The following is a 26,114-nucleotide window of genomic DNA, read 5'->3' as shown; positions in this document are numbered from 1 at the left end:
CCAGTCCCCTTCCTGCAGGAGTCTGAACATGAGCCAGTTCAACATCGCCTGGTTGCCCGGTGACGGCGTGGGCGTCGAGGTCATGGAGGCCGCCAAGATCTGCCTGGATGCCCTGAAATTCGATGCGAAGTACACGCACGGCGACATCGGCTGGGAGTTCTGGTGCAAGGAAGGTGAATCCTTCCCCCAGCGCACCATCGATTTGCTGAAGAACAGCCACGCCGCCATGTTCGGCGCCATCACCTCCAAGCCCGTGAAGGACGCCGAGGCCGAGCTGGTGCCGGAATTGAAGGGGAAGGGGCTCATTTACCGCAGCCCCATCGTCCGCATGCGGCAGATGTTCGACCTCTACACCTGCCTGCGACCCTGCAAGGCCTATGCGGGCAACCCCCTGAACTACAAGGAAGACATCGACATGGTGATCTTCCGCGAGAACACCGAGGATCTCTACGCCGGCGTGGAATTCAGCCCTGTCCCTGACGAGCTGAAGGCAACCCTGAAGAAGCTCAGCAAGCCCTTCGCCCACTTCGCGGAGATTCCCGGCGACCAGTTCGCCATCACCTGCAAGGTGAACACCCAGAAGGGATGCGACCGCATCATCCGCGCGGCCTTCGAGTACGCGAAAAAATTCGGCTATCCCAAGGTCACGGTCATCCACAAGGCCAATGTGGTGCGGGCCACCGAAGGCATGTTCCTGGAGACCGGCAAGCGCATCGCCAAGGAGTACCCGGGCATCGCGATGGATGATGCCAATGTCGATGCCATCACCATGTGGATGCTCAAGAACCCCAAGAACTACGGCGTCATGGTGGCCACGAACCTCTTCGGCGACATCGTCAGCGACCTCGCCGCCCAGATGGTGGGCGGGCTTGGCTTCGGCTGCTCGGGGAACATCGGCGAGAAGCTGGCCGTGTTCGAACCCAGCCATGGCAGCGCGCCGAAGTACGCCGGCCAGTACAAAGTGAACCCCATCGCCACCATTCTGGCCGCCAAGATGATGCTGGATTGGCTGGGCGAGACCGAGAAGGGCGCCCGCCTCGAGGCCGCCACCGCCGCCGTCATCGCCGAAGGCCAGGTCCGCACCTACGACATGGGCGGCAAGGCCACCACGCTCGACATGGGCGAGGCGATCGCTCGGAAACTTTGATGGGTGACCGCAGAGGGCGCATGGAAATGCCCCGGCGTTTTCCTCTGCGCCCTCTGCGGTTAAAGAAGAGAGCTCTTCCATGAACAACATCCTCATCCATGAAGTTGGCCCCCGCGACGGTCTCCAGGCTGAAAGCGTGGTCGTACCAACGGAAACGAAACTCGACTGGATCCGCCGCACCGCGGATTCGGGCGTGGACATCGTCCAGGTGGGTTCCTTCGTGCGGGGCGACAAGATGCCCCAGATGGCCGACACGGATGAGCTGTTCCGCATCCTCGGCCGGGAGCCCCACCGGGCCCTGCTGTCGGGCCTGGTGCTCAACGAGAAGGGCCTGGAGCGGGCCCTGGAGGTGGGTGTACCACTCATCTGCATGGGCGTGTCCGCCTCCGAGACCCACAGCCGCAAGAACACCGGCATGGGCACGGAGGACGCCACGCGCCGCATCATCGCCACCGCCCTGGAAGCCCGCAAGGCCGGGCGGAAGGTGCAGGTGAGCGTGCAGAGCGCCTTCGGTTGCGGCTTCGAAGGTCCCATCGACGAGGCTCGGGTCCTGGGCATCGTGGCCGCCTACCTGGAGGCCGGGCTGACCTCCATCAGCCTGGCGGATACGGCGGGCCATGCCCATCCGGCCCAGGTGCGGCGCTATGTCCAGAAGGCCCTGGGCCTGGACCCCGCCGCCGAAATCACGGCGCACATCCACAACACCTACGGCCTGGGCATGGCCAGCGTCTACGCCGCCATGGAAGCCGGGGCCCGGGCCATCGAGACCAGCTTCGGCGGGCTCGGCGGCTGCCCCTTCACCAAGGTGGCGGCCGGCAATGTGGCCACGGAGGACCTTGTCCATGGCCTCCAGCGAACGGGCCAGCGCATGGACATCGACCTCGCGGCCCTCATCGGGGTGACGAAGGATGTCGCCGCCCACTTCGGCCGGGAACTGCCCGGCTGCGTCTACCGAACCGGACCTCTCGCTGCAAAGGTGACGGCATGAGCAGGAAGATCCTCGAAGGCATCAAGGTCCTGGATCTCACGAATGTGTTGTCCGGACCCTTCACCACGCTCCATCTGGCCCTGCTGGGGGCCGAAGTCATCAAGGTGGAGAATCCCAAGGACGGCGACCTGGCCCGGAAGCTGGGCATCGTTCCCGACCTGAACAAGAAGCTCATGGGCACCAGCTTCCTGGCCCAGAACTGCAACAAGAAGTCCATCACGCTCAATACCAAGTCCCCGGAAGGCAAAGAGATCTTCCGGAAGCTGGTGAAAGATGCGGATGTGGTGGTGGAGAACTTCCGGCCGGGCGTCATGGATCGTCTGGGGTTGGGCTACAAGACGCTGGCGGAGCTCAACCCCCGGCTCATCTATTGCGCCATCTCCGGCTTTGGCCAGACCGGCCCCGACGCGCTCAAGCCCGCCTACGACCAGATCATCCAAGGTCTATCCGGCGAGATGGCGGTGAACGGCGATGAGCGCCTGAACCCCCTGCGCACGGGCTTTCCCGTCTGCGACACCGTGGGCGGCCTGAACGCGGCCTTTGCCGTGATGGCGGCCCTCTTCCACCGGGAGCGCACGGGGCAGGGGCAGGCCATCGACATCGCGCTGCTCGACAGCATCATGCCGCTCATGGGCTGGGTGGCGGCCAACCTGCTGATCGGCGGCGAACAGCCGGTCCTCATGGGCAACGACAACTTCACGGCGGCGCCCAGCGGCACCTTCCGGACGCAGGATGGCCACATCAACATCGCGGCCAACAAGCAGGAACAGTGGGAGGCCGTCTGCGAGGTGCTGGAGGTGCCCGAGCTGAAGACGGATCCCCGCTTCCAGGAGCGCGATACCCGGAAGAAGAACCGGCGGGAACTGACGCCGCTTCTGGAGGCCCGGCTGGTGCAGAAAGCGACCGCTTTCTGGGTGGAGGCCTTGAACGCGAAGGATGTGCCCAGCGGTGACATCCTGAGCCTGGAAGACGCCCTGAGGCAGCCTCAGGTGCAGCACCGGAAGGTGCTCCAGAAGGTGGCAGTGGCGGGCGTGGGTGAGGTGGAAGTCTTCGGCCTCACGGCCCTTTTCGAGAAGACCCCGGGCGAGGTGGAGGCCCCTCCGCCGGCGCTGGGCGAGCACAATGCCCTGGTCTACGGGCACCTGGGCCTGGGCGAAGGCGAACTGGCCGAATTGAAATCCAAAGGCATCATCTGAGGAGGTTCCCATGGGCATGACCGTCGTCGAAAAGATCCTGGCCCGCGCAGCGGGGCAGGCCTCCGTGAAGGTGGGGGATGTGGTCGAACCGAAGGTCGACCTCGCCATGTCGCATGAAAACGCGGCGCTGGTGATCAACCAGTTCATGGAGGTGTTCGAGGGAACCGGCCGTCCGGCGAAGGTGTGGGACCCCTCCCGCATCGCCATCATCTTCGACCACCGGGTACCGGCTGAATCCCCCAAGACCGCCACCAACCACAAGAAGATCCGCGGCTTCGTGGCAGCCAACGGCATCACCAAGTTCCACGATGTGCGCGGCGATGTGGGCGGCATCTGCCACCAGATCCTCCCCGAGTACGGCTATGTGCGGCCCGGCTTCGTGGTGCTGGGCACGGATTCCCACACCACCAGCCACGGGGCCCTGGGCGCCTTCAGCTTCGGCGTGGGCGCCACGGAGATGGCCTCGGCCTGGAGCCTGGGCATCGCTGTGAACATCGAAGTGCCCGCCACCATCAAGGTGGTGGTGAAGGGCGAGTTTCCGCCCCTGGTCGGCCCCAAGGACCTCATCCTCCACCTGATCGGCAAGCTCACCGCCCAGGGCGCCAACTACAAGGTGCTGGAATTCCACGGCGAGACCATCCGGAAGATGAGCACCAGCGGCCGCATCGCCATCTGCAACATGAGCGTAGAAGCCGGGGCCACTTCGGGCATCGTGCCCGGCGACGAGGAGACCGTGCGCTACCTCCGGGAGGAGGCGGGTGTCACGGAAGCCATCTCCTGCACGACGCCGGATGCGGATGCCACCTATGTTCAGACCGTGGAGATCGATGTCTCCTCCCTCGCGCCCCAGATCGCCTGCCCCCACATGGTGGACAATGTGAAGTCCATCGATCATGTGGTTGGCACCAAGGTCCAGCAGATCGTCATCGGCAGCTGCACCAATGGCCGCCTGGATGATCTGGCGGATGCCGCCGCCATTCTGCGGGGCAAGAAGGTGGCGGAGGGCACCCGCATGCTGGTGTTCCCGGCCTCGAGCAAGATCTTCGCGAAGGCCCTGGACATGGGCTACATCCACGACTTCATGAAGGCGGGCGCCGTGGTGATGAACTCCGGGTGCGGGCCCTGCCTGGGCGTGCACGAGGGCGCTTTGGGCGATCATGAAGTCGCCCTGAGCACCACGAACCGCAACTTCAAGGGCCGCATGGGGAACCCCACGGGTGAGGTCTACCTCTGCAGCCCGGTGGTGGCCGCGGCCTCGGCGATCACCGGCGTCATCACCGATCCGCGGAAAGGAGCCTGACATGGCCAAGGTCATCATCACGCTCGGGAACGACATCAGCACGGACGACATCTACCCGGGCCGCTTCATGGCCACCGTGCTGCCGACGGAAACCCCCCAGTTCGCCTTCTTCGACCGCACCGAATTCAATGCCAAGCTCAAGGCCAAGGCCTTTCCGCCAGGATCGATCATCGTGGGCGGCGAGAACTTCGGCTGCGGCTCCAGCCGGGAGCAGGCCTGCTCCACCCTCAAGGGCCACGAGGTGGCCGTCGTGGCCAAGAGCATCTCGCGCATCTTCCTGCAGAACAGCATCAACCTGGGCCTCCAGGTGGTGATCTGCCCCAGCCTCGAGGCCAGCGAGGGCGATGACCTGGAGATCACCGCGGACCAGGTGCTCAACAAGACCACCGGCAAAACCTTCGACCAGGTGAAGCTGCCCGCCGCCCGCAAGGGCATCATGGATGCGGGCGGGCTCATCCCCTACACCCGCGCGCGGCTGATGGCGACGAACGCCTGAAGGCCAGCGAACGAAACGACCGGCCGGGGCGGTTGCGCTCCGGCCGGTCATTTCTATTCCGTCGTCTCGAGGGCATCCTGCGGGCAGGGATGGTGGTGGTTCCGGATGGCGTGGATGGCCATGTCGTAGTCCGGCTCATGCGTGAGCTCGGACACCAGCTCGGTGTGGACGACGGTGCCGTTCTCGTCCAGCGCCACGACAGCCCGGGCCAGAAGGCCCCGCAGTGGGCCGTCCACGAGGGTGACGCCGAACGAGGTCCCGAAATCCGGGTGCCGGAAGGCGGAGACGGGTACGGCCCGCTCCAGCCGCTCCGTCCCGCAGAAGAGATCCAGGGCGAAGGGCAGGTCCATGGAGACGCAGAGCAGCACCGCGTCGCTCAGATCCGCCGCGAGGGCGTTGAAGGTCCGCATGCTCTGGGCGCAGGTGGCCGTGTCCAGGCTGGGGAAGATGCTCAGCACGATGCGCTTCCCCTCCAGCTCCACGCTGGTGATGTCGCGGAGATCCGTGCGGGTGAGGGTGAACGGGGGTGTGGCGAAGCCGATGGTGGGCAGCTCGCCGCAGGTATGGACGGGGTTGCCGTTCAGGGTGATCGTGGCCATGGTGACCTCCCGGCGGGCCCATCCTACTCCCGATGAGGGAATCCGTATCGGCATTCCTGACCGATTGATCACCTCTGAGTGGAAGATCGCCCCTGGAATGCCTCGGCTCGCCCCAGCCCGCTGGCGGGAACTCCTTTGTGTCTCTAGGCTTGGGGCATGGAACCCGCGGTTGGGAAGTGGCGCTGGTACTGGGGCATCTGGGCCCTGATGGGGCTCTACATGGCCACCTGGGACCTGGCCATGTACCCGTCCGCCCCGGTTCTCCGGATCGTGGTGATGAACCTGCTGCAGAACGGGGCCTGGGGCCTGCTGGGCCTCTTCCTGATCTGGCTGGCCAACCGGCGGCCCATTGAATCCTTCGCCTGGTCCCAGTGGCGGACCTGGACCCTGCACCTGCTGGCCAGCGTGGTCGTGGCCGCCCTGGGGCTCTTCGTGGCCTACCTCATCTCCCTCCGACTGGATTCCTGGGACCAGGGAAAGGCGCTCGACCTCGCGAGGTTCCTCAAGGGCCTCCCGCGCTTCTACCGGGCCTACTTCCACACGAACCTCCTCTTCATGTGGGCCGTGGTGGCCGCCTTCCATGGGCTGCGGATCTACCGGAAATACAAAGCCCGCGAGGTGGAAGCCGCGAAGCTGGAGGCCCGTTTTGCCGAAGCCCAGAACCTGGCCCTCCGGATGCAGCTCCAGCCCCACTTCCTCTTCAACACGCTCAACTCCATCTCCGCCCTGGTCCACGCCAATCCGGAGGGCGCGGACGACATGATCAGCCGCCTGGGGGATTTCCTGCGCATGACCCTGGATGCCCCGCCCGACCAGCTGGTGACGCTGCGCAAAGAGCTGGCCTTCATCCAGGCCTACCTGGCCATCGAGCAGGTGCGCTTCCAGGATCGCCTCCAGGTCCGCGTGGACATCGCCCCCAATCTGCTGGACCTGAGGGTGCCCAGCTTCATCCTCCAACCCCTGGTGGAGAATGCTCTCAAGCACGGCCTGTCCGACCGTCCCCAGGGCGGCACCCTGCAGCTGCGGGCCCACCGCGACTCCGAGTGCCTGGTGATCGAGGTCCAGGACGACGGCGAGGGATTCAGGCCGGGCCGCGAGGGCGTGGGCCTCGGCAATGTCCGGGCTCGCCTGGGGCTGCTCTACAAGGGCAGGCATCAACTGGATCTGCTGGGCGCTCCGGGCCGGGGTACCCTCGTGGTGTTGCGCCTTCCCCTGGATCAGCCGGGACCGGAGGTTGGATGACCTTGCGTGCCCTCATCGTGGATGACGAATCGCTGGCCCGGCAGCGCATCCGCCATCTGCTCCGGAAGGCGCCGGACATCGAGGTGGCCGCCGAATGTGCTCATGGCCTTGCGGCTGTGAAGGCCATCGAGGACCTGGCGCCGGATCTGGTCTTCCTCGACATCCAGATGCCGGAGCTGGACGGCTTCGGCGTGGTGGAGGCCGTGGGGGCGGACCGCATGCCACCCACCCTCTTCATCACGGCCTATGACCAGCACGCGCTCCGGGCCTTCGAGGTCCACGCCCTTGACTACCTGCTCAAGCCCTTCTCGCCCGAGCGCTTCCACCAGGCTTTGGAGCGGGCCCGCCGCTGGTGCACCCAGAAAGACGGGGGGAGTGGACCCGACCTGGAGGCCCTGCTGGCGGGCCTGCGGAAGGAGCGGCCCTGGGTGGACCGGCTGCTGGTGAAGCAGGGCGACCGCCACATTCTGGTGAAGACCGCGGGCCTGCAATGGGTAGAAGCCGAGGACAACTATGTGCGCCTCCATGTCGAGGGCACTTCCCACCTGCTGCGGCAGACCTTGTCGGGACTGCTCACCCGGCTGGATCCCGCCCAGTTCCGCCGCATCCACCGCTCGGCCATCGTGAACCTGGACTGCATCAAGGAATTCCAGCCCTGGACGGGCGGCGATCATCTGGTGATCATGCGCGATGGCACCCGCCTCACCCTGAGCCGGACCTACCGCGAACAGTTCGGAGAGTGGCTCTGACCCTGATTCCGGCCAAGAGAACGGCCCGGCGGGGGCCGGGCCGTGGCAGACGGGTCGTGGGGTCATTCGGCGCTGTGCACTGCGATGGTGGCCATGCCCTCCTGCCGGAGTACCAGGGAGGCCTTCTGGGCCAGGGCCCGGTTGGGCAGGATCACATCCACGGTGCCGATGAGGCGGTCCGTGACGAGCACTTCGCCCTGGGTGCCATCACCCACGCTGAACACCGCGCCCTGCTTCAGGGCCACGGCCGTGGTTCCGATGGCGGGCACACCCCGGAGGCCCAGCTGGCTGATGGCGAGGGTGGCGCCGAAGGAACCATCCCGGAACGGGCGGTCGCCGGGGAGCAGCACCAGGTAGTCGGCCTTGTGGTTGGCGATCAGGTGAGCCGCCGAGGCGGCATACTCGGGCCGACGGGTGTCCGCCACAGTGATCAGCGAGCCTTCGCCCGCGGCCTTCGCCAGGGCCATCACCTGGGCCTGGCTGGCGTTGTAGTCGCAGATCACGCCGATGTGCTGCTTCTCGGGCCAGGTGGTGCGGGTGGCCTTCATGAGCGGCTGGAAGTCCTCGGCCTGGAGCGTCAGGCCGGCGAAGGCCGCCACGGCCACAGCGAGGGATGTCGAGATGCGGTTCATGTTGCCTCCGAACGGGAAGGGCGCCGGAGCCGGAGCGCCAGCGGCGAGTGGAATGGGAGCCCGGAGCGGCGGTCCGACGGGCGGGGATGACGCCGATCAACATGCGCAGGACGCCCCTTCGGGGCCACGGATCTGGGGCGAACCGATCCGTGGCCGGGCGAAGGGGCGCCCGTCAGGGGCGAGCCGGAGGTGGGAACTACCAGGCCAGGGCGGCCACCAGCATCAGGGTCAGGAAGCCGCCCGCCGCCAGGGTGATGGCGAGCATCCTCTCACCGGCAAGGCGGGTCCAAAGCAGGGTTCCGCTCACGGTGAGGAAGACCAGGGCTCCCGCGAAGGCGTCTGCGAGGAGGATCCAGGGTGCGTGACCCGCATCGGACTTGTGCATGCGCTGGAGGGTGCCGACGAGGTCGGCCCGGCGCGCCTCCACATCCACCGTGCGGTTGCCCGGCAGGTAGGTGGCGCGGGCCTGGCGGCGGTGGGTGCCCAGGAGGATGGTCCAGGTGCCGGCCGTGGTGACGGGAGCCCCACTGAACCGCACCGGCTTCGCGGGCTGGACCTGCCAGCGGGCCCGCTCGGGCGCGAAACCGAAGCGGAGGGCCAGGTCCCGGGCCAGGGACTCGGGTGAGGCCGGGGCTTCAGTGAGTTCCAGCTGGATCCTCTCGGTTTCGATGCGGCCTCCCGGAACCTTCAGGACCGCCCGATGGTTCAGCAGAAAGCCGGTGGTTCCGAAGAGGAGGCCGAGGGCTGCGCCCGCCAGGCCCACCCAGGCGTGGACCTTGCGAAGCCAGACGAGGAAGCGGCGGGGGCGGGTCATCGGCTAGAGCCGCAGGCGCAGGCTGAGGTCGGCGCTGAAGGGCGCCCCGGGGACCAGCAGCAGGTCGCTGGCCCCGTGACCGGCGGCGATGTACTTCCGGTTGGTGAGGTTCTTCAGGTTCAGGGCCAGATCCCAGCGGGTGGTCCGGTAATAGACGGCCCCGTCGAAGGTGGTGTAGGAACCCAGCCGCACCAGGTTGCTGTTCGAGGCGAACCGGTCTCCGGAGGTGTTCAGGCCGAGGCCGGCGCCCCAGCCGGGGTTGATGTCCCAGTTGATCCAGAGGTTGCCGCTGTCGAGGGGCGTGAGGCTGGGGCGGTGGCCTTCGATGGCCACGCCGCTGACCTTGGTGCCGGGTGTGGAGCCGGTGATGCGGCCGTCCAGGTGGGCATAGCCCGCGCGGATCCGCCACCCCTCGGCGATCTCGCCGCCCAGGCTGGCTTCCAGGCCGTTGGTCCGCTGGGTGCCCACGGGGATGAGGAGGGTGGGGTTGGCGGGGTCGGTGCTCTTGATGCCCGTGCGCTCGAGGTTGAAGAGGGCCACCGTGGCCGCGCCCTTGCCTGCGAAGAGGTCGTACTTGGCGCCCAGCTCCCAGTTGCGGGTGCGCTCGGGGTCGATGGCCGTGTTGTTCGCGGCCAGGGCCAGGAGCTCGGCGGAAGGCTGGAAGCTGCGGCTGAAGGAGAGGTAGTAGGACTGGATCTCCGTGGGCTGGAAGACCAGCCCGGCGCGGGGACTCCAGGCCGTATCGGTGCGCTCCAGCGTCTTGAAGATCTTGAAGTCCTGGGTGGACTGGTCGAAGCGGTCCCACCGCGCACCGACGAGGGCCTTCCACTGCGGCGTGAACTCGACGAGATCCTGCACATAGCCGCTGAGGCTCTTCTGGTGGCTCAGGCTGTCGCCGGCGGGCACCGCGTAGTTGAAGGCGGGCAGGGGCTTCAGGACGGGGTCGTAGAGGGAGACGGTGACGGCGTTGGCGAAGGAGAAGTTGCGGGCGCCCTTGCGCTGGACGCCGATCTCCAGTCCGTACAACAGCTGGTGGTGGATCGAGCCGGTGGAGAGGCGCTGGACCAGCTCCAGCTGATCGAAGACGCCCCGTTCCTGGCGGCGCAGATCCCCATGGGTGAGGGAAACCGTCCCCGCGGCCTCGTTCACGCTGCCCACCAGCGTGTTGTGGCGGTCCAGGTCGAAGTCGTAGGCCCGCATGGCGTTGCGGAGGCTGAGGCTGGAGCTGAAGCGGTGCTCGAAGGTGACGGTGGTGCCGAAGACTTCCGACCGGCTGTAGTCGTCCTTCCGGGCGTTGGCGGATCCGTAGTAGGTTTCGCGGGGGACCTCCACGGGGCGGCCCGTGCTGAGGAGGCCGGGAAGACCGAAATCCGTGACGCGCTTGTCCCGCAGGTAGTCGAACTGGACGGTGAGCCGGGTGTCCTTGGAGAATCGCCAGCCGAAGGAGGGCGCCAGGGCCTGGCGCTCCAGGAAGGACTGGTTGCGGAATCCACCGGAATCCTCCAGGGCCCCGGTCACGCGGTAGTTGGTCCCGGCCGCGGCCCCGCCCAGGTCGAAGCTGCCGCGGCGCTGGCCCAAGGTGCCGGCGGTCAGCTCGACCTCGCGGAGGGCGAGGCCGTCTGGCTGCTTGGTGATGCGGTTGATCATGCCGCCGGAAGAGCCGCGGCCGTAAAGCACGGAGGCGGGCCCCTTCAGCACCTCGACGCGTTCGACATTGCTGAGGTCGCGGAAGTAGAGCCCGTCGTCGCGGATGCCGTCCACGAACTGGTCGCCGATGGCCGTGAAGCCGCGAATGCTCACCTGGTCGCGCTGCCCGTCGCCGCTGCTGAAACCCACGCCCGGCACATTCTTGAGGGCGTCCTGGAGGGAGCGCGCCCCCTGATCCTTCAGCAGGGCCGCGGGCACCTGATCCACGGTCTGGGGGATGTCCTTGAGGGGGGCCTCGATCTTGGTGGCGGTGCGGACCGTCACCGCCTGGTACTCACGCGTTTCCGGCTTGACCTTGGTGGCCTTCACCTTCACTTCGGACAGGGTGGGGGCGGGAGCGTCCGACTTGGTGGGTTCCTGGGCCCGGACGGGGGGGTGGCCCAGGGCGGACAGGACGGCGACGCAAGGCAGAACTCGGGCGAGAAGCATGATGGCTCCGGATGGGGCGGGTGATTGGGGATGTTGGCGGTGGGTGGCGCGGGATCCTGGGATCAGGACTCGAGGTTGAAGCGGATGGGAACGAGGACCCAGGCCGCCAGGGGCTCCTCCCCGCGCATGGCGGGGGCGAAGCGCCATCGGCGCACGGTCTGGAGGGCCGCCTGGTCCAGGCGGGGGAAGCCACTGCTGGCCTGGAGCTGGATATCCCGGGGCAGGCCCTCGGGGGAGATCAGCACCCGGAGGATGATCCGACCCTCTTCCCCCAGGCGGCGGGAGAGCGAGGGGTAATCGGGAGGGGGGTTCTGCAGGTAGGCCGCGTCGAAGCGCGGCGGCACGATGCCCCCGACCGTTCCCCCGACGACCCCGCCCACCGTTCCGCCGGCGACACCCCCAGCCACGCCGCCGGGAACGCCGGGGCCCGAGCCCTGAGTCGGCACGGTACTCGCGGGCAGGGACGATTCCACAGGCGAGCTGGGCGTGGAAACGGGGGCGACCTGCGGTTCCTGGGGTGTGGTCGAGGTCTGGCCGGTGCTGCGGGTGGCCTGGGCGCCCGCCGGAGGGGGCGGTGGCGCCAGCAGGGGCGCTTCTTCCAGCAGGCTGATGGTCACGGTCTTGGATGGCGCCATCAGCGCCGTGGCTGAGCGGGCGCTGAGGATCAGGCCCGCCGCGCCGAGCAGACCATAGACGGCAAGGCTCAACCCCAGCACCCGCTTCCGGTCCCCGCGGCGGAGGGGCGCATCGGAGGCGACCAGGCTGGCCCGGTAGACCAGGTCCTCCAGGGAGGGCTTGGGTTCCCGGGTCTCGGGTTGGGTCCGGGCGGCAAAAGGGATCGGGAGGGTCTGGAGCATGGCTCATTCCAAGAGTGAGACTTAGTCTCAATATTGATAAATTAGGGACGACCGGATCCGGTGTCAACGGTTTTCCGCTCGGGCGCGACGGATGTGACGCAGGTCTCCGTCCCCGAAAATGCCCAGAGGGCCGCCAGCCGGCGTTCGCCGGTTTCGGGGATGGGGACCTTTCCTGGATACTGAAGGGCTGGAGGCGGTATGAAGATCCTGCTCCTCGGCTCTGGCGGCCGGGAACACGCGCTGGCCCTGAAGCTGAAAGCCTCCCCGATGCTGGTGGAGCTGGTGTCGGCCCCCGGGAGCGATGCCCTGGAAGAGCTGGGTACCTGCGTCCACTTGGATCTGGAAGATGCCCGGGGCGTGGCCGCCTGGTGTGCCGCAAACCGCCCGGACTTGGTGGTGGCCGGGCCGGAGCTGCCCCTGGTGGCAGGCGTGGCGGACGCGGTACGGGCCCTGGGCATCCCGGTTTTCGGGCACGATGCCGAGACGGCGAGGCTGGAAGGCAGCAAGGCGGTGGCCAAGGCCTTCATGGAACGGCACGGCATTCCCTGCGCCGCCAGCTGGACCGTGACCGATCAGGCCGAAGGGGAAGCCCTCATCCACGCCTGGCCGCACGGCTATCCCATCGTGCTGAAGGCCGATGGCCTGGCGGCGGGGAAGGGCGTGGTGCTGGCCGAGACCGAGCGCGAGGCCCTGGCCACCTTCCGGGCCTTCATGGCCGGCCAGTTCGGGGAGGCCAGCCGCACGGTGGTCTTCGAAGAGCCCCTGGTGGGGATGGAGCTGTCCCTGCATGTGCTGGTGGATGTGGATGCCGATCACGCCGCGTTTGCGGTGCTGCCCGCCTGCCAGGACCACAAGCGCATCTTCGAGGGCGACCGGGGTCCCAACACCGGCGGCATGGGGGCCTTCGGGCCCATCCCCTTCCTGCGGGCCGAGGATGTCCAGCGCCTGCGCACGGTGCTGGTGGAGCCGACGGTGAAGGGACTGCAGCGCGATGGCCTCAAGGCCCGGGGCGTGCTGTTCCTCGGCGTCATGTGGACGGCCGCAGGTCCGAAGCTGCTTGAGTACAATGTGCGCTTCGGCGACCCGGAAACCCAGGTGCTCATGCAGCTTCTGGACGAGGATCTGACGGCCCTGCTGCTGGAAGTCGCCGAAGGCCGCCTCGTCTCCCGCAACCTCAAGCTCAAGCCCCACACGGCCATCACGGTGGTGCTGGCCGCCGAGGATTACCCGGAAGGGGCCAAGAAGGGCGTGCCCATCTCCATCGCGCCCACCGCCGTCACGGTGATCCATGCGGGAACCCGGAAGCAGGATGGACAGTGGCTGACCCATGGTGGCCGGGTGCTGAACCTGGCCACCTCCGCGCCCGATCTGGCCACGGCCCGGGCCGCCATCGAGACCGCCCTGCCGCAGGTCCAGTGGCCCGGCATGCAGGTGCGCCACGACATCGGCCTCAAGGCCCTGAAGCACGCGGAGGCGGGGAAGACCGTTCAGGATCCCTGGTGATCAGCGCCGGTCCCGCAGGAACCACACGGCCAGCGTGAGGACCGTCAAAGCGAGGGTGAGGGCGCCGGCGGTGCGGTGGACCCGCGGGATCGCAGCGCGCTCGCTGCGCCCCTCCCGCCAGGCCAGGGCGGCGCGGCCCAGGAGCAAGGTCGTCCCGGCCGCGACCAGGAGGGTCAGCCACAGGGCGAGATGGTGACTGGCCAGAGCCCGGGGATGCAGGACGACCCGGAGGAGGAGCACCGTCACGGTGGCCGCCATGAGGTGGCCATGCAGGCGGTGGTCCCCTCGACGCACTGCGCGCAGCGCGAAGGCCAGGAGGATCGCGGCGGGAATGAGCAGCAGGTCCAGCATGGCCGACAGACTACAACGGTTGGGTTACAGGGGCAGCGCTTCCTGCCGCTTCTCGCCCTCCCAGCGGTAGAAGCCGGAGCCGGACTTCCGGCCCAGGCGCCCGGCGGCGACGAGCTGGCGCAACACCGAGGGGGCCTTGAAGCGGGGCTCCCCGAAGGCCTCGAAGAGCACTTCGGCCACGCTCTGCATGGTGTCGAGGCCGATGAAGTCGCTCAGGTGCAGCGGTCCCATGGGGTGGCCGCAACCCAGCTTCATGCCCGTGTCAATGTCCTCCACCGTGGCCAGCTTCTGCTCGGCGCAGCGCATGGCGTCGAGCAGGTAGGGTACCAGCAGGCGGTTCACCACGAACCCCGGGGCGTCCGGCGCCAGGACGGCAGTCTTGCCGAGCTTGGCGACAAAGGCCCGCAGGGTGGCCAGGGTGTCTTCACCCGTGGCCAGGGTACGGACGACTTCCACCAGGGGCATGACGGGCACGGGGTTGAAGAAGTGGAGGCCCGCCAGCCGGCCCAGCCGGTGTGGAGAGAGGGCCGGGCTGATCTGAGCCACGGAGAGGCTGGAGGTGTTGGTGCAGAGCAGGGCATCCGGGCCCAGCACGCGGTCCAGCTCTGCGAAGGTCTGGAGCTTGAGGTCCATGCGCTCCGGCACGGCCTCCACCACCAGGTCGCAGGTTGCCAGGGCGGCGAAGGTGGTCGTGCCGTTCAAGCGGCGGCCCAGGCCGGCCTTCTGGTCTTCGGTCAGCTTGCCCTTCGCCACGGCGCGCTCCCAGGCGCCCTGGATGCGGGCCAGCCCTTTGGCGAGGAGCGGCTCGTCGGCCTCCTTCACCCAGATTTGGTAGCCGGCCTCCACGGCGCACTGAGCGATGCCCGAGCCCATAAGTCCGCAGCCGACGATGCCGATGTGCTGGATGTCCATATCGAGCTCCCTGATGGAATGGTGATGGTGTGGTCTCCATGTTCCACCGGATGGGTTTGGGACAGGATGGTGACCTGCGGTAGGTTTCTTTCGCTAGAATCCGACCATCCCGGGAGGGACCATGATCGGCCTGCTGAAGGATCTGCTCGGCCACCAGGCCTGGGCGGATGCGATGTTCTTTCATGCCTGGGGCAAGTCACAGGTTCGCGACGATTCCGAGTTGCGCACCCGGGTGGGGCACCTGGTGGATGTGCAGGAGGCCTTCCTGAAACTCCTCAAGGGGGAAGGGGTGCCCATGGAGGAGCGCCCCTTGCCTGCTTTCGGGGATCTATGGCTCCGCTGCCAGGCCAGCCACGAGGTCTTCCGGGCCCTGGGCCGCAGCCTGGACGACGCCTCGCTCGCTCGCATCGTCCAGGTGCCCTGGTTCCCGGATCCGCCCTGCCTGGTGTCCGTGACGGACGCGCTGGTCCAGGTCTGCCTGCACACCCAGCACCACCGTGGGCAGAACATGACCTGCCTCAAGGCTCTGGGGGCGGCGCCGAAGAATGTGGACTACATCATCTGGCTGTGGAAGCAGAAGCCCGAGGCACGCTGGGATTCTTGAGCGGTGAGACAATGGTGCGGACCTATTCGGGGGATGCGCCATGGAGACGGAGGCCGATGCCAGGTTCATGCGGCGGGCCATCGAGCTTTCCCGCATCCACATGGAGGAGGGGGCGGGCGGCCCCTTCGGCGCGGTCGTCGTGAAGGATGGCGCCATCGTGGGCGAGGGCTGGAATCGGGTGACCTCCGGCCACGATCCCACGGCCCACGCGGAGGTGGTGGCCATCCGCGCGGCCTGTGCGCGGCTCGGGACTTTCGAGCTGCGGGGCTGCGCGATCTACACCAGCTGCGAGCCCTGTCCCATGTGCCTGGGCGCCATCTACTGGGCGCGGTTGGATCGCCTCTGGTACGCCAACGGCCGCGCGGACGCTGCGGCGATCCAGTTCGACGACGCGTGGCTCTACCATGAAGTGGCGCTGCCCCCCGGGGAACGGAGCCTCCCTGCGGAACAGCTGCTGCGCGACGAGGCCCTCGAAGTCTTCCGGGCCTGGGACCGGAAGACCGACAAGGTCCGCTATTGAAGGCTCAAATTTCCAAGTAGGTGTGGAGCTTCCGCTCTTCCGTCAGCAGGGCGCGGAGGGCCTCGGCGGCATCATTCTTGGCGCTGGCCTTGCGCTTGGTCTGGGGCCCCTGGATGAGTACATCGGGATCGTAGTGGACGCTGCGGAGGACATGGTCCACCGTGTCGCCCTTCACGATGTGCTGGACCTTGAAGGTGTCGTCCTCGTGGACCACGATGTGCGCCTCATTGGGCGCGCCGAAGAGGTTGTGCCGCATGCCCAGGATGTCCTGGTAGGCGCCCGTGAGGAAGAAGGCCACATAGTAGGCCTCGCCGCCCCGGGGTTCGTGGAAGGGGATCTCGTCGCGGACATCCTTCAGGTCGATGAACTTCTCCATCTTTCCGTCGCTGTCGCAGGTGATGTCGCACAGGGTGGCCGACAGGGCGGGCTTCTCCTTCAGCCGGTGGATGGGCATGACGGGGAAGAGCTGCTCGATGGCCCAGTGATCGGGCATGGACTGGAAGATGCTGAAGTTGGCGATGAGCTTGTCCGCCAGGCTCTTGTTGAGATCCTGGAATTCCTCGGGCACATACTTCAGGCTCTTGCTGCTGAGGATGCGGGAGAGTTTCCGGCAGACCTCCCAGAACAGGGTTTCGCCCTTACTGCGATCCTCGAGGCCCAGGTAGCCCAGGTTGAAGAGCGTGAGCAGTTCGTCCTTCTGGGTGATGGCATCGTGGTACATCTCGGCGAAGTTCTTCACGGAGATGTTGTCCCGGGTGTAGGCCAGCTCCTTGAGGATCTGGGGCTCGTTCCCGGTGAGGGTCACCGAGTACTTGGTGTGCGTGGTGTCGATGAGGCCGATGATGTCCACCACCACCACCTCGTGGTAGGCCACGATGGCGCGGCCCGACTCGCTGAGCAGGTCCGGCATGGGCACCTGCTCCTGGGTGCAGATGTCCTTGGTGGTGTAGACCACATCGGCTGCGTACTCGGCGATGGTGTAGTTCATGGAGCTGCTGAAGGTGGTCTTGCTGCCATCGTAGTCCACGCCGAGGCCGCCGCCGACATTGAGGTAGCGGATGGGCACGCCCATCTTGCGGAGCTTGGCGTAGATGCGGGTGGCCTCCTTCATGGCCGACTTGATCTTCCGGATGTCCGTGATCTGGCTGCCGATGTGGAAGTGCAGCTCGATGATGCTGTCCAGCAGGTCGCGCTTCTCCAGGACTTCGATGGCGTCGAGGATCTCGCGGGTGGTGAGGCCGAATTTCGCATGATCCCCGGCGCTGGTCTCCCACTTGCCACTGCCCTGGGCGTTGAGCTTGGCGCGCAGCCCGATGAGGGGCTCCACTTTCAATTCCTTCGCCACCTTCAGGATCAGCGGCAGTTCCGTCATCTTCTCGACGGTGATGACCACCTTGCGGCCGGCCTTGCGGGCCAGCAGGGCCATGCGGATGAAGGATTCGTCCTTGTAGCCGTTGCAGAGGACCAGGGCCTCGGGATGCAGGTCCAGGCTGAGGGCGATCATGAGCTCGGGCTTGGAGCCGGCTTCCAGCCCGTAGTGATATTTGTTCCCGGCCCGGATGATCTCCTCGACCACTTCCTTCGTCTGGTTGGTCTTCACGGGGTAGACGCCCTGGTAGCCGCCCTCGTAGCCGAACTCGATGATGGCGTGGCGGAAGGCCTCGTTGACCTCGACGACGCGGTGGGCCAGCACCTGCGGGAAGCGCAGGTTCACGGGAGTGCGGATGCCCTTCTTCTTCAGATGCTGGACGATCTCGTAGACGTCGCAACTGAGGGACTCGTCCTTGGTGGGGGTGATTTCCAGATGGCCCTTGGCATTGACGCCGAAGTAGCCGCTCCCCCATTCCTTCACGCCGTACAAAGTCACGGCGTCCTGGACCGTCCAGTGCTTCATGGGCATCCGAGGGGCCTCCTCAAACCGGGGCGGCCACCTTTGGCCGGAAGTTCGTTTATATGGGAAAAACCCAACATTTCCAATGAAAATATCAGGCCCCGAGGATTCGGATCAGCGTGGCCCGCCAATGGCGGTCCCGGACGCGCCGGAGGGCCGTCCGCCGGGTGAGCTTTCGCCACTGGGCCGCGCCTCGGGGCAGGTCCGCCGAAGCCCGGGTGTGGAGGGGGCTGGGGCCGCCCCAGAGGGCCGGATCGCCCCAGACCGGCGCCCGGTTCCAGGGGCAGACCTCCTGGCAGGCGTCGCAGCCCGCTGCCCAGCGGCTGCTGGCCAGGGCCGTGGCGATGTCAGGAGGGGGCTCGGCCTCGGTTTCAATGGTGTAGGTGGTGAGGCAGCGGGCCGGATCCAGCCGGAAGGGCTCCAGGGCTCCGGAAGGGCAGGCCTCCAGACAGGCCGTGCACGACCCACATTGTTCGGTCAGGAAGGGCGCATCCGGCGGCAGGTCCACGGACAGCAGCAGTACGCCCAGGAAGCCCCAGGAGCCGTCCTTGCCGGCGATGAGAAGGGTGTGCTTGCCCTGCCAGCCCAAGCCCGCTCGGGCCGCCAGCTGACGCTCCAGCAGCGGCGCCGTATCCACACAGACGCGGCCCTCCAGGTCCGGCCATCGGGTCTGGGCGGCCTCCAGCAGCCGGGCCAGCCGAGGCTTCAGGATCATGTGGTAGTCGGGTCCCCACAGGTAGCGGCTCAATTTCAGGCTGTCCGGGGCCGCGCCCGGGATGGCCCCGGGCTGCGCGTAGGGGAAGAAGCCCACCAGGGCCGAGCGGGCTTGGGGCCATAAGGCCCGGGGATCCAAGAGCATGGTGGGATCCAAGTAGGGCAGCAGGGCCCCCCGGCCCTGGGCGAACCAGGTCTCCAGGTGCGCCCCCTCGGCCTCGAAGGGCCCGCTGTCGGCGAAGCCCACCCGGGCGAAACCCGCGGAAAGGGCCTCGGAGCGAAGCCAGGCCTTGAACGCCAGTGGATCCGGGTGTTCAACTGGCACGCGAAGGCCACCTCCCATGGATATCCTCACCCTCGAACTGCTCGATGTCACGGTCTTCCAGGCCCTGCTGGAATTGCGCTCGCTTCTGGCCGAACAGCCCGGGGTGCCTCTGCGCATTCTCGGCGAGGACGAGATGCTGCGCATCAATGTGGCCGGCTTTCTCGAGAAGCAGGGCCGCGTGGCCCGGCTGGTGCAGCAGGGCCCCCAGTGGGAGCTGCTGGTGGCCGCGGGGGCGGTTCCGTCTCCCCTTCCCGCCAGCGCCCCCCCGCCACCGGCCCCGCCCGCCCTCCCGCCCGTGCTCCTGCTCCGCAGTGCCTTCGCGCCGGGGGACCGGGCCCTGGGCCGGCGCCTGCTCCTGGAGACCCTATCGCACCTGGATTCGGGCACGCCCTGGGTTGGGCTCGCCCACCAGGCCGTGGAACTGCTCGAGGATCCCCTGGCAGTGGCAGCTTTCGAGACACTCCAGGCCCGGGGCATCCCCGTGCGAGTCTCCGCGGCGAGCCTCGCCCATGCGGGGGCGGGGGCGGGGGCGGGGACAGGGATCGGGGATGGAACCGGAGCCGATAGGTTCGAGCTCATGGCGGATGCGGTCTGGCAGAAGCTGCTGGCGCGCGGCGGGGTCACGGTCCTGTAATCGCGGTAGGCTGGAAGCGGAGCTGACCGTCCGCCATGAACCTGCCCAACCTCCTGTCGCTTGCGCGGATCCTCATGGTCCCGGTCCTGGTCGTGGTCCTCATGACCAAGGTGACCAACCACGAGGTCATCGGCGTACTGGTCTTCTGGGCCGCCTCCATCACCGATGCCCTGGACGGCTACTTCGCCCGGCGCTGGAAACAGGTGACCACGCTGGGGAAGCTGCTCGATCCCCTGGCGGACAAGCTGCTGGTGTCCGGCGCCCTGATCTCCCTGGTGGAGCTGAATCTGGCTCCAGCGTGGATGACCTTCATCATCCTGGCCCGGGAGTTCGCCGTGACCGGGCTGCGCGGCATTGCCAGCGAGGAGGGCATGACCATCCCCGCGGGCACCATCGGGAAATGGAAGATGGGTTTCCAGGTGGCGGCCATCTCCTGCCTCATCCTCGGTCCGCGCCTCGACTACTGGCTTTACGAGTGGACCCACAAGGACATCTTCCACCTGTTCATCCAGCTCAACCGGCCCTACAGCTTCTTCTGGGGCATGGGCGTGCTGCTGCTCTGGGGCGCCGTGATCCTGGCCATCTGGAGCGCGATGTCGTACTTCCACGGATTCTGGAAAGTGGTGGGACCCCGCATCATGGCCGAAGACGGCCGCCTCACCGGGCACAAGGACTCTGAATGATCCGCAAATACCTCGTCGCCGGCCTGTTTACGCTGCTCCCCCTGGTGGTGACCGTCTGGATCCTCAAGGGCATCTTCAACGCGCTGGTGGGCATCTTCCGGGGGCCGCTGACCTGGCTGGCCCACGCGATCCAGCTTCCCGATCCCCCGACCTGGGGGCTGGCGCTGTTTTCGGCCCTCGCCACGGGCCTGCTGCTCCTGCTGGTGGGAGCCCTGGTGGGCAACTTCGTGGGGCGCCAGCTGCTGGACTGGCTGGACGAGCTGATGATGCATGTTCCCGTGGTCAAGACCATCTACGGGGCCACACGGCAGCTCATGGGGGCCATCCAGTCGGGGCAGGGCGGCAGCTTCAAGGAGGTGGTCCTCGTCGAGTGGCCGCACCCGGGCTCGTTCACGCTGGGCTTCGTGGCCCATCGGGACTGCTCCTGGGCCGTGGCCGGCGGGGAATCCATGGTGGCGGTCTATGTGCCCACGGCCCCGAATCCGACCTCGGGCTATGTCGTGATGATCGAGACCACGAAGGTCCGTCCGGTGGATCTGAGCGCCGATCAGGCGCTGACCTGGGCCGTGAGCGGTGGTGTGGTGGTGCCGGCCCGGGCTCCCCGCACCATCGGACGGGCCCCGGAGCAGCCTTGAGCGCCCTCCAGGGCAGGCGCCTCCTTGTCACGGGTGCCGGGAGCGGCATCGGGCGGGTGGCGGCCCGGCTGTTCAAGGATCGTGGGGCGGACCTGGTGCTGGTGGGGCGCCGCCTTGAGGCCCTTCAGGAGACCCTGCCGGACGCGCTCCACGCGGCCTTCGACCATTCGGACGAGGCGGCGGTGGCGGCCTTCGCCAGGGACTGCCCAACCTTCGATGGATTGTTCCTGAACGCGGGCCATCTCCTGACGGGCTCGGTGGAATCCACCTCGATCTCGGATTTCGACGCCATGATCGCCGCCAACCTGCGCGGCCCCTGGCTCATGGCCCACCATCTGGGCTCGAGGCTGAAGGATGGCGCCAGCGTGGTGCTGGTGGGGTCCAACATCGGCCTGCGGGCCATCCCCGACAGCGCCGCCTACAGCGTGGCCAAGGCCGGCGTCCACATGCTGGCGAAGGTGCTGGCCCTGGAGTGGGCGCCCAGGGGCATCCGCTGCAACGCCCTCGCGCCGGGCCCCATCCGCACGGCGATGGTGGAGGCCCGCCTGGCCGCGAGCGCCGATCCCGCGGGCTACCTCGCGGAGCTGTCCACCGTGAATCCCCTGAAGCGCCTGGGCACGGAAACGGAGGTGGCGGCCTTGGCCGCGTACCTGCTGGGCGGCGAGAGCGGGTGGACCACCGGGACCGTGATCCCGATCGATGGCGGGGCGGACGCCGTCTACTAGACCCGCTTGGCTATTCCACGAAGTCCAGGTCCCGGCCGTGGGTTTCCGGCAGGCCCCACAGGGCCCCGAAGGCCAGGGCGAAGCAGATGAGGCCCACGGCCCAGGCGGACCCCACCAAGCCCAGAGAGCTCCGGAAGGCCAGGAAACCGCCGGTGATGAGGGGGACAGCGCCACGCACAAAATTCGGCACGGTGGTGGCGACCGTGGCCCGGAGGTTGGTGCCGAACTGCTCGGCGGCCACCGTCACGAAGACCGCCCAGTAGCCGGTGGCCAGCCCCAGATAGCCCGCCAGCAGGTAGAAGAGCCCCGGCGTCAGGCCCCGGGCGGTGAGGTAGACGCCGACGCCCGCCAGGGCCGCGGCCACGAACCAGCCGACCACCTTCTTGCGGGTGTGGCAGGCCTGGCTCAGGAAGCCGCTCAGCACGCTGCCGAGGGTGATGCCTGTGTAGCAGAAGGCGACCGCGGTCCCCGCGCTCACGGGGCCCGTCACCTTCAACACCGGGGCGAACTCGGGGGAGAAGGTGATGAGGATGCCCACCACGAACCAGGTGGGCAGGCCGATGAGGATGCAGCGGACATAGCGCCCCAGGCGGCCCCAGTCCGTGAAGAGGCTGAGGAAGTCGCCGCGGGCCACCGTGGCCTCGTGCGTCTTCGCGAACATGAAGCTCTCGCGGATGCCCACGCGCAGGAAGAGCAGGGCCACGCCGAGGCCGCCGCCCACGGCGTAGGTGACGCGCCAGGGGAAGAAGTCCCCCACCAGCTTGGCCGTCACGGCGCCGAAGATCCCCACGGCCGCCACGATGGCCGTGCCGTAGCCGCGAAGGTCCTTGGGAAGGATCTCGGAGACCATGGTGACGGCGGCACCCAGTTCCCCTGCCAGTCCCAGCCCCGCCAGGAAGCGCCACATGGCATAGGCCGGCACCGACTGGACGAAGGCGTTGCCGAGGTTCGCCACGGAATAGAGGGCGATGCTCCCGAAGAGGGTGGAGAGCCGCCCCTTCTTGTCGCCCAGCACGCCCCAGAAGATGCCGCCGAGCAGCATGCCCGCCATCTGCCAGTTCAGCAGGCTGGCGCCGACCTCAATCTGCAGGCCGGGCGGTACGCCCAGGGCGGTCAGGCTCGGCTGGCGCACGATGGGAAAGAGCAGCAGGTCGAACATGTCGACGAAGTAGCCGAGAGCAGCCACCAGGACGGTGAGGTTCAGGACAGAACGGAGGCGCGTCAGGTTCATGGTGGCTTCATTGAATCACAGGGACGCGGCACACTGCTTCTGAGGTACCCATGACCGACAGCCCCTGGCCCGCGCCACCCCAAGGCACCTGCGGCCTGCCCCCCGCGCTCGAAGTGGAAGTGGCCATTCTCGGCGCCGGCATCCACGGCGCGGCGCTGGCCAGGGAGCTGACGCTGCGGGGTGTATCCTGCGCGCTGGTGGACAAGGGCGAGGTGGGTGGCGGCACCAGCCAGTGGTCCAGCCAGCTGCTGCACGGCGGCATCCGCTACATGCTCACGGGCGACATCCGCCAGATGCGGGAGGGCCTTGCCGAACGCGCCACCTGGGCGCACATCGCGCCCCACCGCTGTCGCTGGGAGGCCTTCTGGATGCCCCATCGGTTCGGGCTGGAGGGCCTGGCCCACCGGATCGGCATCGGGCTCTACGACCATTGGGGTTCGGAGCGCCCAGGTTGGCCGCCGGCTCTCCACCTGGGCCATGTGCCGCGGGCGGCCTTCGAGGCGGATCCCCGCAGCGCCCGGGGGCCCTTCGGCGGCGCCACGGCCTACGCCGACCTCATGACCTGGGATCGCGAGTTGACGCGGGACCTCGCCGCCTCCAGCGCGGCGCTCCGCCTCGACTTCCACGAACCGGAAGGCTTCGAGGACGCCGGCACCAGCCTGAAGTCCCTGCGCTTGCGGGACCGGAGGGACGGGATGGCCCGTCGGCTCACCGCGCGCCGCTGGGTCTTCGCGCTCGGGCCTTGGACGGACGGTGCCATGGCCCAGTGGTTCGGGGAAAGCCGCAAGCGGCTGCGCCTGTCATCCGGCATCCACCTCTGGTTCGACGCGGTCCCCGGCTGCGAGCGGCCCTGGGCCATCCGCCGGCCCAAGGGCCGCATCCTCTTCGTGATTCCCCGGGACGGGAGGCTCCAGGTGGGCACCACGGAGCGGGAGGTGGACGACGGATGGGTGCCCATCGTCGAGACCGAGCGGGCCGAGCTGTTCGAGGCCCTGGAAGCCTGCCTGCCGGCCATTCCCTGGCGGGGCCTGCCGGTGCGCGCCGAGGAGCTGGGCGTCCGGCCCCTGGTGGCCGCGGGCGGAGCCACCACCCACCTGAGCCGCGAGGCCGTGCTGGAGCGGCATGCCCGCTTCCAGAACCTCACCCTCGTGCTGGGCGGCAAGCTCACCACGGCCCGGGCCCTCATGGATCAGCTGGCCACGGACCTCACCGGGATCAGCTGCGAAGCCTCCAGGACCGAGCCTCTGAGGCTTTGGGATGGACAGCCGGCGGAGATCCGGTAGAATCATTTCTTCAGTGCGGTCCCGTAGCTCAGCTGGATAGAGCATCAGACTACGAATCTGAGGGTCGGGCGTTCGAGTCGCTCCGGGACCACCACTCAACGAAATACAAAGCCCCTGAAGCCTAGTGCTGACGGGGCTTTTCCATGTTCAGCCGGTTTGTCGAAGATCCACCACTTCGCCTCGAAGTTGTAGGTTCAATGTAGGTCAGGTGCAATAGAGGTGCAAGTGAAAATCGCTCTAAATCCGCATGGTTGCTAGGTTTGCGCTGGATGACGGTAGCCGGGGAGTGCAAATGGGTTGGCGGTTAGGCTTCCAACCCTTCCTCTCGTGCCTCCCACCCCCCGGGAGGGGTTTTTGAGACTTGCTCCAGGACCGAGACGAAACTAGCAGGGGTGGTCCACCTACTAACCGACCCCGGACCTACCTCTGCTTCGCCACCTCGAAACTGTCATCGAGGAACTGGGCGATCACTGGATTCTTAATGCGGAATATGGTCTGTAAGGGACGGAAGCTGCTGCCGGTTTCTGACTCGATCGCCGCACAGGACAGGGGGCGAACCGGACTTGTCTTTAGGTCGGTAATCTTTCGACTGAACTCGCCCTTGTGTTGCATACCGAAGATGTCATTGGAGGGGTAGGGTCCGCTGTGGTCGAAGGTTGCCTTCGCGATGATCCCGACCCCCTTCTTGTACAGGAATACTTTGTCCCCCTCTTCTGGACGACTTAGCTTTGCCTCTGCTCCGAATCTCTCGCCCCATGCGGCGACGCATGATCTGGAGATCATTTTCCGATCTGCACCTTGCCCCTCTAGTTCCGCCTCGTCGGTGTTGAGGACCCAATACTCCATGGATGTCTCCTGACTGTTGTAACTTCCATCATCCATTCTGAGATATCCACGCGCCTAGTCTCTGCCAATCTCCCAGTTGCAACTCTCGGGACCGATTGACCAGTCCGAGGGGACCGCAATGGTAGAAGGGGAACCAGACAGGCTTCCCTGGGCGTTGGATCGGACCGAGTTGGTGGACCTGACCGAGAGGAGCACCAATTGGGATCTGGGCATCCCGCCCTCGCCCGTAAAGCGCCAATCTCGTCGCACGATATGCCGCTGTCCCCAGCGACACCACCGCACGGGGTTGGACGATGCCAAGGACCCCCGCTAGATAGGGAAGACTGTCTTCGACCCATTCAGCGGGCGGGGTGCCTGATTTGCCCTTCTCCGCTCGAATCCCGAGGACGGCATTGGTGAAGAAGAGGGGTTGGGATTTGGGATTGCGAGGACTGCCTAAATCCCACCCGGCAGCAAGCGCCATGGATCTCAGGTTCGTGCAGGTTTGCTCGCGTTCATCATCACGCCCCTCATTCCTGAGGAAGTAAGGCAGGTCTCCCCAATCCTGACCGACGATGACTACTTGAGCGTTGATGTCACCCTGCCAGCAGGTCCACGGACCGAGGTGTGGGGAGTCGAATACTCCGCCACGGATCTCGGCAGGATTCAGCAGCAGATCGGGGAAGCGATGCGATTTTCTGTGGGCAACGAGTTCGGCGTATCGGGTCCGGCGGTCCATTGGGTCTCCATGGGTTGGGCAACGAATGTCCCCAGGAGTAAAGTTCGCAGCATCTATTGATCGCGCAAGTGATGATAACAATATATTTAAATTAGAGTTTCTCTCCGCCCTCTAGCGCCGACGATTTGATATCTCTTTCCGCAGATCGCCTGACAAATTGAGGTCCAAAATCAACAGGGTCAGACCCCGAGCACCGCTGCCCTAAAACCCGGTGATTTGACGCCCTTTTTGCCTAATCAGAAGTCCGTTGCAACCTTAGGGCAAACAGTCTGAACCCCTCGGCAACGTCAACGCCCTACTCTCATCGGTTAGGTGTCGAGCCCGTCAAATAGCGATGGACCTTGATCTCGCCGCGCACGACGGCATACGCCCTTCCATATTTT

26 protein-coding genes and 1 tRNA gene are annotated in these 26,114 nt (G+C 66.8%); 16 read left to right on the top strand and 11 right to left on the bottom strand.

Going from position 1 to position 26,114, the window contains the following annotated elements:
- Positions 1-28 precede the first annotated feature (28 nt).
- From QZ647_RS08520 to QZ647_RS08500, 5 genes are all read left to right on the top strand, one after another.
- A complete protein-coding gene (locus QZ647_RS08520; protein ID WP_291271746.1) occupies positions 29-1,147 on the top strand; it encodes an isocitrate/isopropylmalate dehydrogenase family protein in 1,119 nt (372 codons plus the stop codon).
- Positions 1,148-1,226: 79 nt separating this feature from the next.
- The gene (locus QZ647_RS08515) at positions 1,227-2,135 is read left to right on the top strand and encodes a hydroxymethylglutaryl-CoA lyase (protein WP_291271745.1); all 909 of its coding nucleotides are present in this window, start codon (positions 1,227-1,229) and stop codon (positions 2,133-2,135) included.
- Complete coding sequence (locus QZ647_RS08510; RefSeq protein ID WP_291271744.1) at positions 2,132-3,331, top strand: CoA transferase; 1,200 nt, start codon at positions 2,132-2,134, stop codon at positions 3,329-3,331. Before QZ647_RS08515 ends, QZ647_RS08510 begins: the two co-directional genes overlap by 4 nt.
- Before the next feature lie 10 nt (positions 3,332-3,341).
- Positions 3,342-4,631, top strand: a complete 1,290-nt coding sequence (locus tag QZ647_RS08505; protein ID WP_291271743.1) for a 3-isopropylmalate dehydratase large subunit — start codon at positions 3,342-3,344, stop codon at positions 4,629-4,631.
- 1 nt (position 4,632) lies between these two features.
- Positions 4,633-5,127, top strand: a complete 495-nt coding sequence (locus QZ647_RS08500) for a 3-isopropylmalate dehydratase (RefSeq protein WP_291271742.1) — start codon at positions 4,633-4,635, stop codon at positions 5,125-5,127.
- A gap of 53 nt (positions 5,128-5,180) precedes the next feature.
- Here the strand turns inward: QZ647_RS08500 and tpx are convergent, their stop codons facing one another.
- A complete protein-coding gene (tpx, locus tag QZ647_RS08495) occupies positions 5,181-5,726 on the bottom strand; it encodes a thiol peroxidase (RefSeq protein ID WP_291271741.1) in 546 nt (181 codons plus the stop codon).
- Positions 5,727-5,882: 156 nt separating this feature from the next.
- Between tpx and QZ647_RS08490 the strand changes: the two genes are divergently transcribed.
- Both QZ647_RS08490 and QZ647_RS08485 read left to right on the top strand, forming a co-directional pair.
- Positions 5,883-6,968 carry a histidine kinase gene (locus QZ647_RS08490; protein WP_291271740.1) on the top strand — a complete coding sequence of 362 codons (1,086 nt, stop codon included), beginning with the start codon at positions 5,883-5,885 and terminating at the stop codon, positions 6,966-6,968.
- Positions 6,965-7,717 (top strand): LytTR family DNA-binding domain-containing protein, encoded by a 753-nt coding sequence (locus QZ647_RS08485; protein ID WP_291271739.1) that lies wholly within the window; start codon positions 6,965-6,967, stop codon positions 7,715-7,717. The genes QZ647_RS08490 and QZ647_RS08485 overlap by 4 nt, the downstream gene beginning before the upstream one ends.
- A 62-nt stretch (positions 7,718-7,779) precedes the next feature.
- Here the strand turns inward: QZ647_RS08485 and QZ647_RS08480 are convergent, their stop codons facing one another.
- The 4 genes from QZ647_RS08480 to QZ647_RS08465 form a co-directional block, all read right to left on the bottom strand.
- Positions 7,780-8,349, bottom strand: a complete 570-nt coding sequence (locus QZ647_RS08480) for a hypothetical protein (protein ID WP_291271738.1) — start codon at positions 8,347-8,349, stop codon at positions 7,780-7,782.
- 196 nt (positions 8,350-8,545) lie between these two features.
- Positions 8,546-9,163, bottom strand: a complete 618-nt coding sequence (locus tag QZ647_RS08475) for a PepSY-associated TM helix domain-containing protein (RefSeq protein ID WP_291271737.1) — start codon at positions 9,161-9,163, stop codon at positions 8,546-8,548.
- 3 nt (positions 9,164-9,166) lie between these two features.
- The gene (locus QZ647_RS08470; RefSeq protein WP_291271736.1) at positions 9,167-11,299 is read right to left on the bottom strand and encodes a TonB-dependent siderophore receptor; all 2,133 of its coding nucleotides are present in this window, start codon (positions 11,297-11,299) and stop codon (positions 9,167-9,169) included.
- A 62-nt stretch (positions 11,300-11,361) separates the two neighbouring features.
- On the bottom strand, positions 11,362-12,156 hold the full coding sequence (locus QZ647_RS08465) for an energy transducer TonB (RefSeq protein WP_291271735.1): 795 nt from the start codon (positions 12,154-12,156) through the stop codon (positions 11,362-11,364).
- 198 nt (positions 12,157-12,354) lie between these two features.
- On the opposite strand from QZ647_RS08465, the gene purD reads away from it, so the two are divergent.
- Positions 12,355-13,659 carry a phosphoribosylamine--glycine ligase gene (purD, locus tag QZ647_RS08460; RefSeq protein WP_291271734.1) on the top strand — a complete coding sequence of 435 codons (1,305 nt, stop codon included), beginning with the start codon at positions 12,355-12,357 and terminating at the stop codon, positions 13,657-13,659.
- On the opposite strand, the gene QZ647_RS08455 is transcribed toward purD, so the two are convergent.
- Positions 13,660-14,010, bottom strand: a complete 351-nt coding sequence (locus QZ647_RS08455; protein ID WP_291271733.1) for a hypothetical protein — start codon at positions 14,008-14,010, stop codon at positions 13,660-13,662.
- A gap of 24 nt (positions 14,011-14,034) precedes the next feature.
- A complete protein-coding gene (locus QZ647_RS08450) occupies positions 14,035-14,922 on the bottom strand; it encodes a 3-hydroxyacyl-CoA dehydrogenase family protein (RefSeq protein WP_291271732.1) in 888 nt (295 codons plus the stop codon).
- A 121-nt stretch (positions 14,923-15,043) separates the two neighbouring features.
- Here QZ647_RS08450 and QZ647_RS08445 point away from each other — a divergent pair, with 121 nt between their 5' ends.
- Together QZ647_RS08445 and QZ647_RS08440 are read left to right on the top strand one after the other, a co-directional pair.
- On the top strand, positions 15,044-15,526 hold the full coding sequence (locus tag QZ647_RS08445; RefSeq protein ID WP_291271731.1) for a DinB family protein: 483 nt from the start codon (positions 15,044-15,046) through the stop codon (positions 15,524-15,526).
- Between the two features lie 40 nt (positions 15,527-15,566).
- Positions 15,567-16,046, top strand: coding sequence for a nucleoside deaminase (locus QZ647_RS08440; protein WP_291271730.1), 480 nt, complete (start codon positions 15,567-15,569; stop codon positions 16,044-16,046).
- Between the two features lie 4 nt (positions 16,047-16,050).
- Here the strand turns inward: QZ647_RS08440 and speA are convergent, their stop codons facing one another.
- Positions 16,051-17,940, bottom strand: a complete 1,890-nt coding sequence (gene speA / locus QZ647_RS08435) for a biosynthetic arginine decarboxylase (protein ID WP_291271729.1) — start codon at positions 17,938-17,940, stop codon at positions 16,051-16,053.
- 91 nt (positions 17,941-18,031) lie between these two features.
- Complete coding sequence (queG, locus tag QZ647_RS08430; protein ID WP_291271728.1) at positions 18,032-18,976, bottom strand: tRNA epoxyqueuosine(34) reductase QueG; 945 nt, start codon at positions 18,974-18,976, stop codon at positions 18,032-18,034.
- Positions 18,977-18,992: 16 nt separating this feature from the next.
- Here queG and QZ647_RS08425 point away from each other — a divergent pair, with 16 nt between their 5' ends.
- Genes QZ647_RS08425 through QZ647_RS08410 form a run of 4 tightly spaced genes read left to right on the top strand, consistent with a single transcriptional unit; the run spans position 18,993 to position 21,653 of the window.
- Positions 18,993-19,610, top strand: a complete 618-nt coding sequence (locus tag QZ647_RS08425; protein WP_291271727.1) for a hypothetical protein — start codon at positions 18,993-18,995, stop codon at positions 19,608-19,610.
- 35 nt (positions 19,611-19,645) lie between these two features.
- A complete protein-coding gene (gene pgsA, locus QZ647_RS08420) occupies positions 19,646-20,293 on the top strand; it encodes a CDP-diacylglycerol--glycerol-3-phosphate 3-phosphatidyltransferase (protein WP_291271726.1) in 648 nt (215 codons plus the stop codon).
- Positions 20,290-20,928, top strand: a complete 639-nt coding sequence (locus QZ647_RS08415; RefSeq protein WP_291271725.1) for a DUF502 domain-containing protein — start codon at positions 20,290-20,292, stop codon at positions 20,926-20,928. The genes pgsA and QZ647_RS08415 overlap by 4 nt, the downstream gene beginning before the upstream one ends.
- The gene (locus tag QZ647_RS08410; RefSeq protein WP_291271724.1) at positions 20,925-21,653 is read left to right on the top strand and encodes an SDR family oxidoreductase; all 729 of its coding nucleotides are present in this window, start codon (positions 20,925-20,927) and stop codon (positions 21,651-21,653) included. Before QZ647_RS08415 ends, QZ647_RS08410 begins: the two co-directional genes overlap by 4 nt.
- A 10-nt stretch (positions 21,654-21,663) precedes the next feature.
- Here QZ647_RS08410 and QZ647_RS08405 read toward each other — a convergent pair whose 3' ends face one another.
- Positions 21,664-22,884, bottom strand: coding sequence for an MFS transporter (locus tag QZ647_RS08405; protein WP_291271723.1), 1,221 nt, complete (start codon positions 22,882-22,884; stop codon positions 21,664-21,666).
- 50 nt (positions 22,885-22,934) lie between these two features.
- Here QZ647_RS08405 and QZ647_RS08400 point away from each other — a divergent pair, with 50 nt between their 5' ends.
- Both QZ647_RS08400 and QZ647_RS08395 read left to right on the top strand, forming a co-directional pair.
- Positions 22,935-24,167 (top strand): FAD-dependent oxidoreductase, encoded by a 1,233-nt coding sequence (locus QZ647_RS08400; protein WP_291271722.1) that lies wholly within the window; start codon positions 22,935-22,937, stop codon positions 24,165-24,167.
- Between the two features lie 17 nt (positions 24,168-24,184).
- Positions 24,185-24,261: transfer RNA gene (locus tag QZ647_RS08395), tRNA-Arg, on the top strand.
- Positions 24,262-24,587: 326 nt separating this feature from the next.
- Here QZ647_RS08395 and QZ647_RS08390 read toward each other — a convergent pair.
- Positions 24,588-25,013, bottom strand: a complete 426-nt coding sequence (locus QZ647_RS08390) for a hypothetical protein (RefSeq protein WP_291271721.1) — start codon at positions 25,011-25,013, stop codon at positions 24,588-24,590.
- Positions 25,014-26,114: the final 1,101 nt, after the last annotated feature.

Origin of the sequence: Geothrix sp. (assembly GCF_020622065.1) — a bacterium.
Lineage (GTDB): Bacteria > Acidobacteriota > Holophagae > Holophagales > Holophagaceae > Geothrix.
This window is presented reverse-complemented; position numbering and strand designations above follow the sequence as displayed.

Coding starts and splice junctions, on each gene's coding strand:
- QZ647_RS08425 (WP_291271727.1), top strand. CDS start 18,993: ATGGATATCCTCACCCTCGAACTGCTCGATGTCACGGTCTTCCAGGCC.
- QZ647_RS08465 (WP_291271735.1), bottom strand. CDS start 12,156: ATGCTCCAGACCCTCCCGATCCCTTTTGCCGCCCGGACCCAACCCGAG.
- QZ647_RS08515 (WP_291271745.1), top strand. CDS start 1,227: ATGAACAACATCCTCATCCATGAAGTTGGCCCCCGCGACGGTCTCCAG.
- QZ647_RS08445 (WP_291271731.1), top strand. CDS start 15,044: ATGATCGGCCTGCTGAAGGATCTGCTCGGCCACCAGGCCTGGGCGGAT.
- speA (WP_291271729.1), bottom strand. CDS start 17,940: ATGAAGCACTGGACGGTCCAGGACGCCGTGACTTTGTACGGCGTGAAG.
- QZ647_RS08490 (WP_291271740.1), top strand. CDS start 5,883: ATGGAACCCGCGGTTGGGAAGTGGCGCTGGTACTGGGGCATCTGGGCC.
- QZ647_RS08520 (WP_291271746.1), top strand. CDS start 29: ATGAGCCAGTTCAACATCGCCTGGTTGCCCGGTGACGGCGTGGGCGTC.
- QZ647_RS08415 (WP_291271725.1), top strand. CDS start 20,290: ATGATCCGCAAATACCTCGTCGCCGGCCTGTTTACGCTGCTCCCCCTG.
- QZ647_RS08455 (WP_291271733.1), bottom strand. CDS start 14,010: ATGCTGGACCTGCTGCTCATTCCCGCCGCGATCCTCCTGGCCTTCGCG.
- QZ647_RS08510 (WP_291271744.1), top strand. CDS start 2,132: ATGAGCAGGAAGATCCTCGAAGGCATCAAGGTCCTGGATCTCACGAAT.
- QZ647_RS08500 (WP_291271742.1), top strand. CDS start 4,633: ATGGCCAAGGTCATCATCACGCTCGGGAACGACATCAGCACGGACGAC.
- QZ647_RS08400 (WP_291271722.1), top strand. CDS start 22,935: ATGACCGACAGCCCCTGGCCCGCGCCACCCCAAGGCACCTGCGGCCTG.
- QZ647_RS08405 (WP_291271723.1), bottom strand. CDS start 22,884: ATGAACCTGACGCGCCTCCGTTCTGTCCTGAACCTCACCGTCCTGGTG.
- purD (WP_291271734.1), top strand. CDS start 12,355: ATGAAGATCCTGCTCCTCGGCTCTGGCGGCCGGGAACACGCGCTGGCC.
- QZ647_RS08505 (WP_291271743.1), top strand. CDS start 3,342: ATGGGCATGACCGTCGTCGAAAAGATCCTGGCCCGCGCAGCGGGGCAG.
- QZ647_RS08390 (WP_291271721.1), bottom strand. CDS start 25,013: ATGGAGTATTGGGTCCTCAACACCGACGAGGCGGAACTAGAGGGGCAA.
- QZ647_RS08485 (WP_291271739.1), top strand. CDS start 6,965: ATGACCTTGCGTGCCCTCATCGTGGATGACGAATCGCTGGCCCGGCAG.
- QZ647_RS08480 (WP_291271738.1), bottom strand. CDS start 8,349: ATGAACCGCATCTCGACATCCCTCGCTGTGGCCGTGGCGGCCTTCGCC.
- pgsA (WP_291271726.1), top strand. CDS start 19,646: ATGAACCTGCCCAACCTCCTGTCGCTTGCGCGGATCCTCATGGTCCCG.
- tpx (WP_291271741.1), bottom strand. CDS start 5,726: ATGGCCACGATCACCCTGAACGGCAACCCCGTCCATACCTGCGGCGAG.
- QZ647_RS08450 (WP_291271732.1), bottom strand. CDS start 14,922: ATGGACATCCAGCACATCGGCATCGTCGGCTGCGGACTTATGGGCTCG.
- QZ647_RS08470 (WP_291271736.1), bottom strand. CDS start 11,299: ATGCTTCTCGCCCGAGTTCTGCCTTGCGTCGCCGTCCTGTCCGCCCTG.
- QZ647_RS08440 (WP_291271730.1), top strand. CDS start 15,567: ATGGAGACGGAGGCCGATGCCAGGTTCATGCGGCGGGCCATCGAGCTT.
- QZ647_RS08475 (WP_291271737.1), bottom strand. CDS start 9,163: ATGACCCGCCCCCGCCGCTTCCTCGTCTGGCTTCGCAAGGTCCACGCC.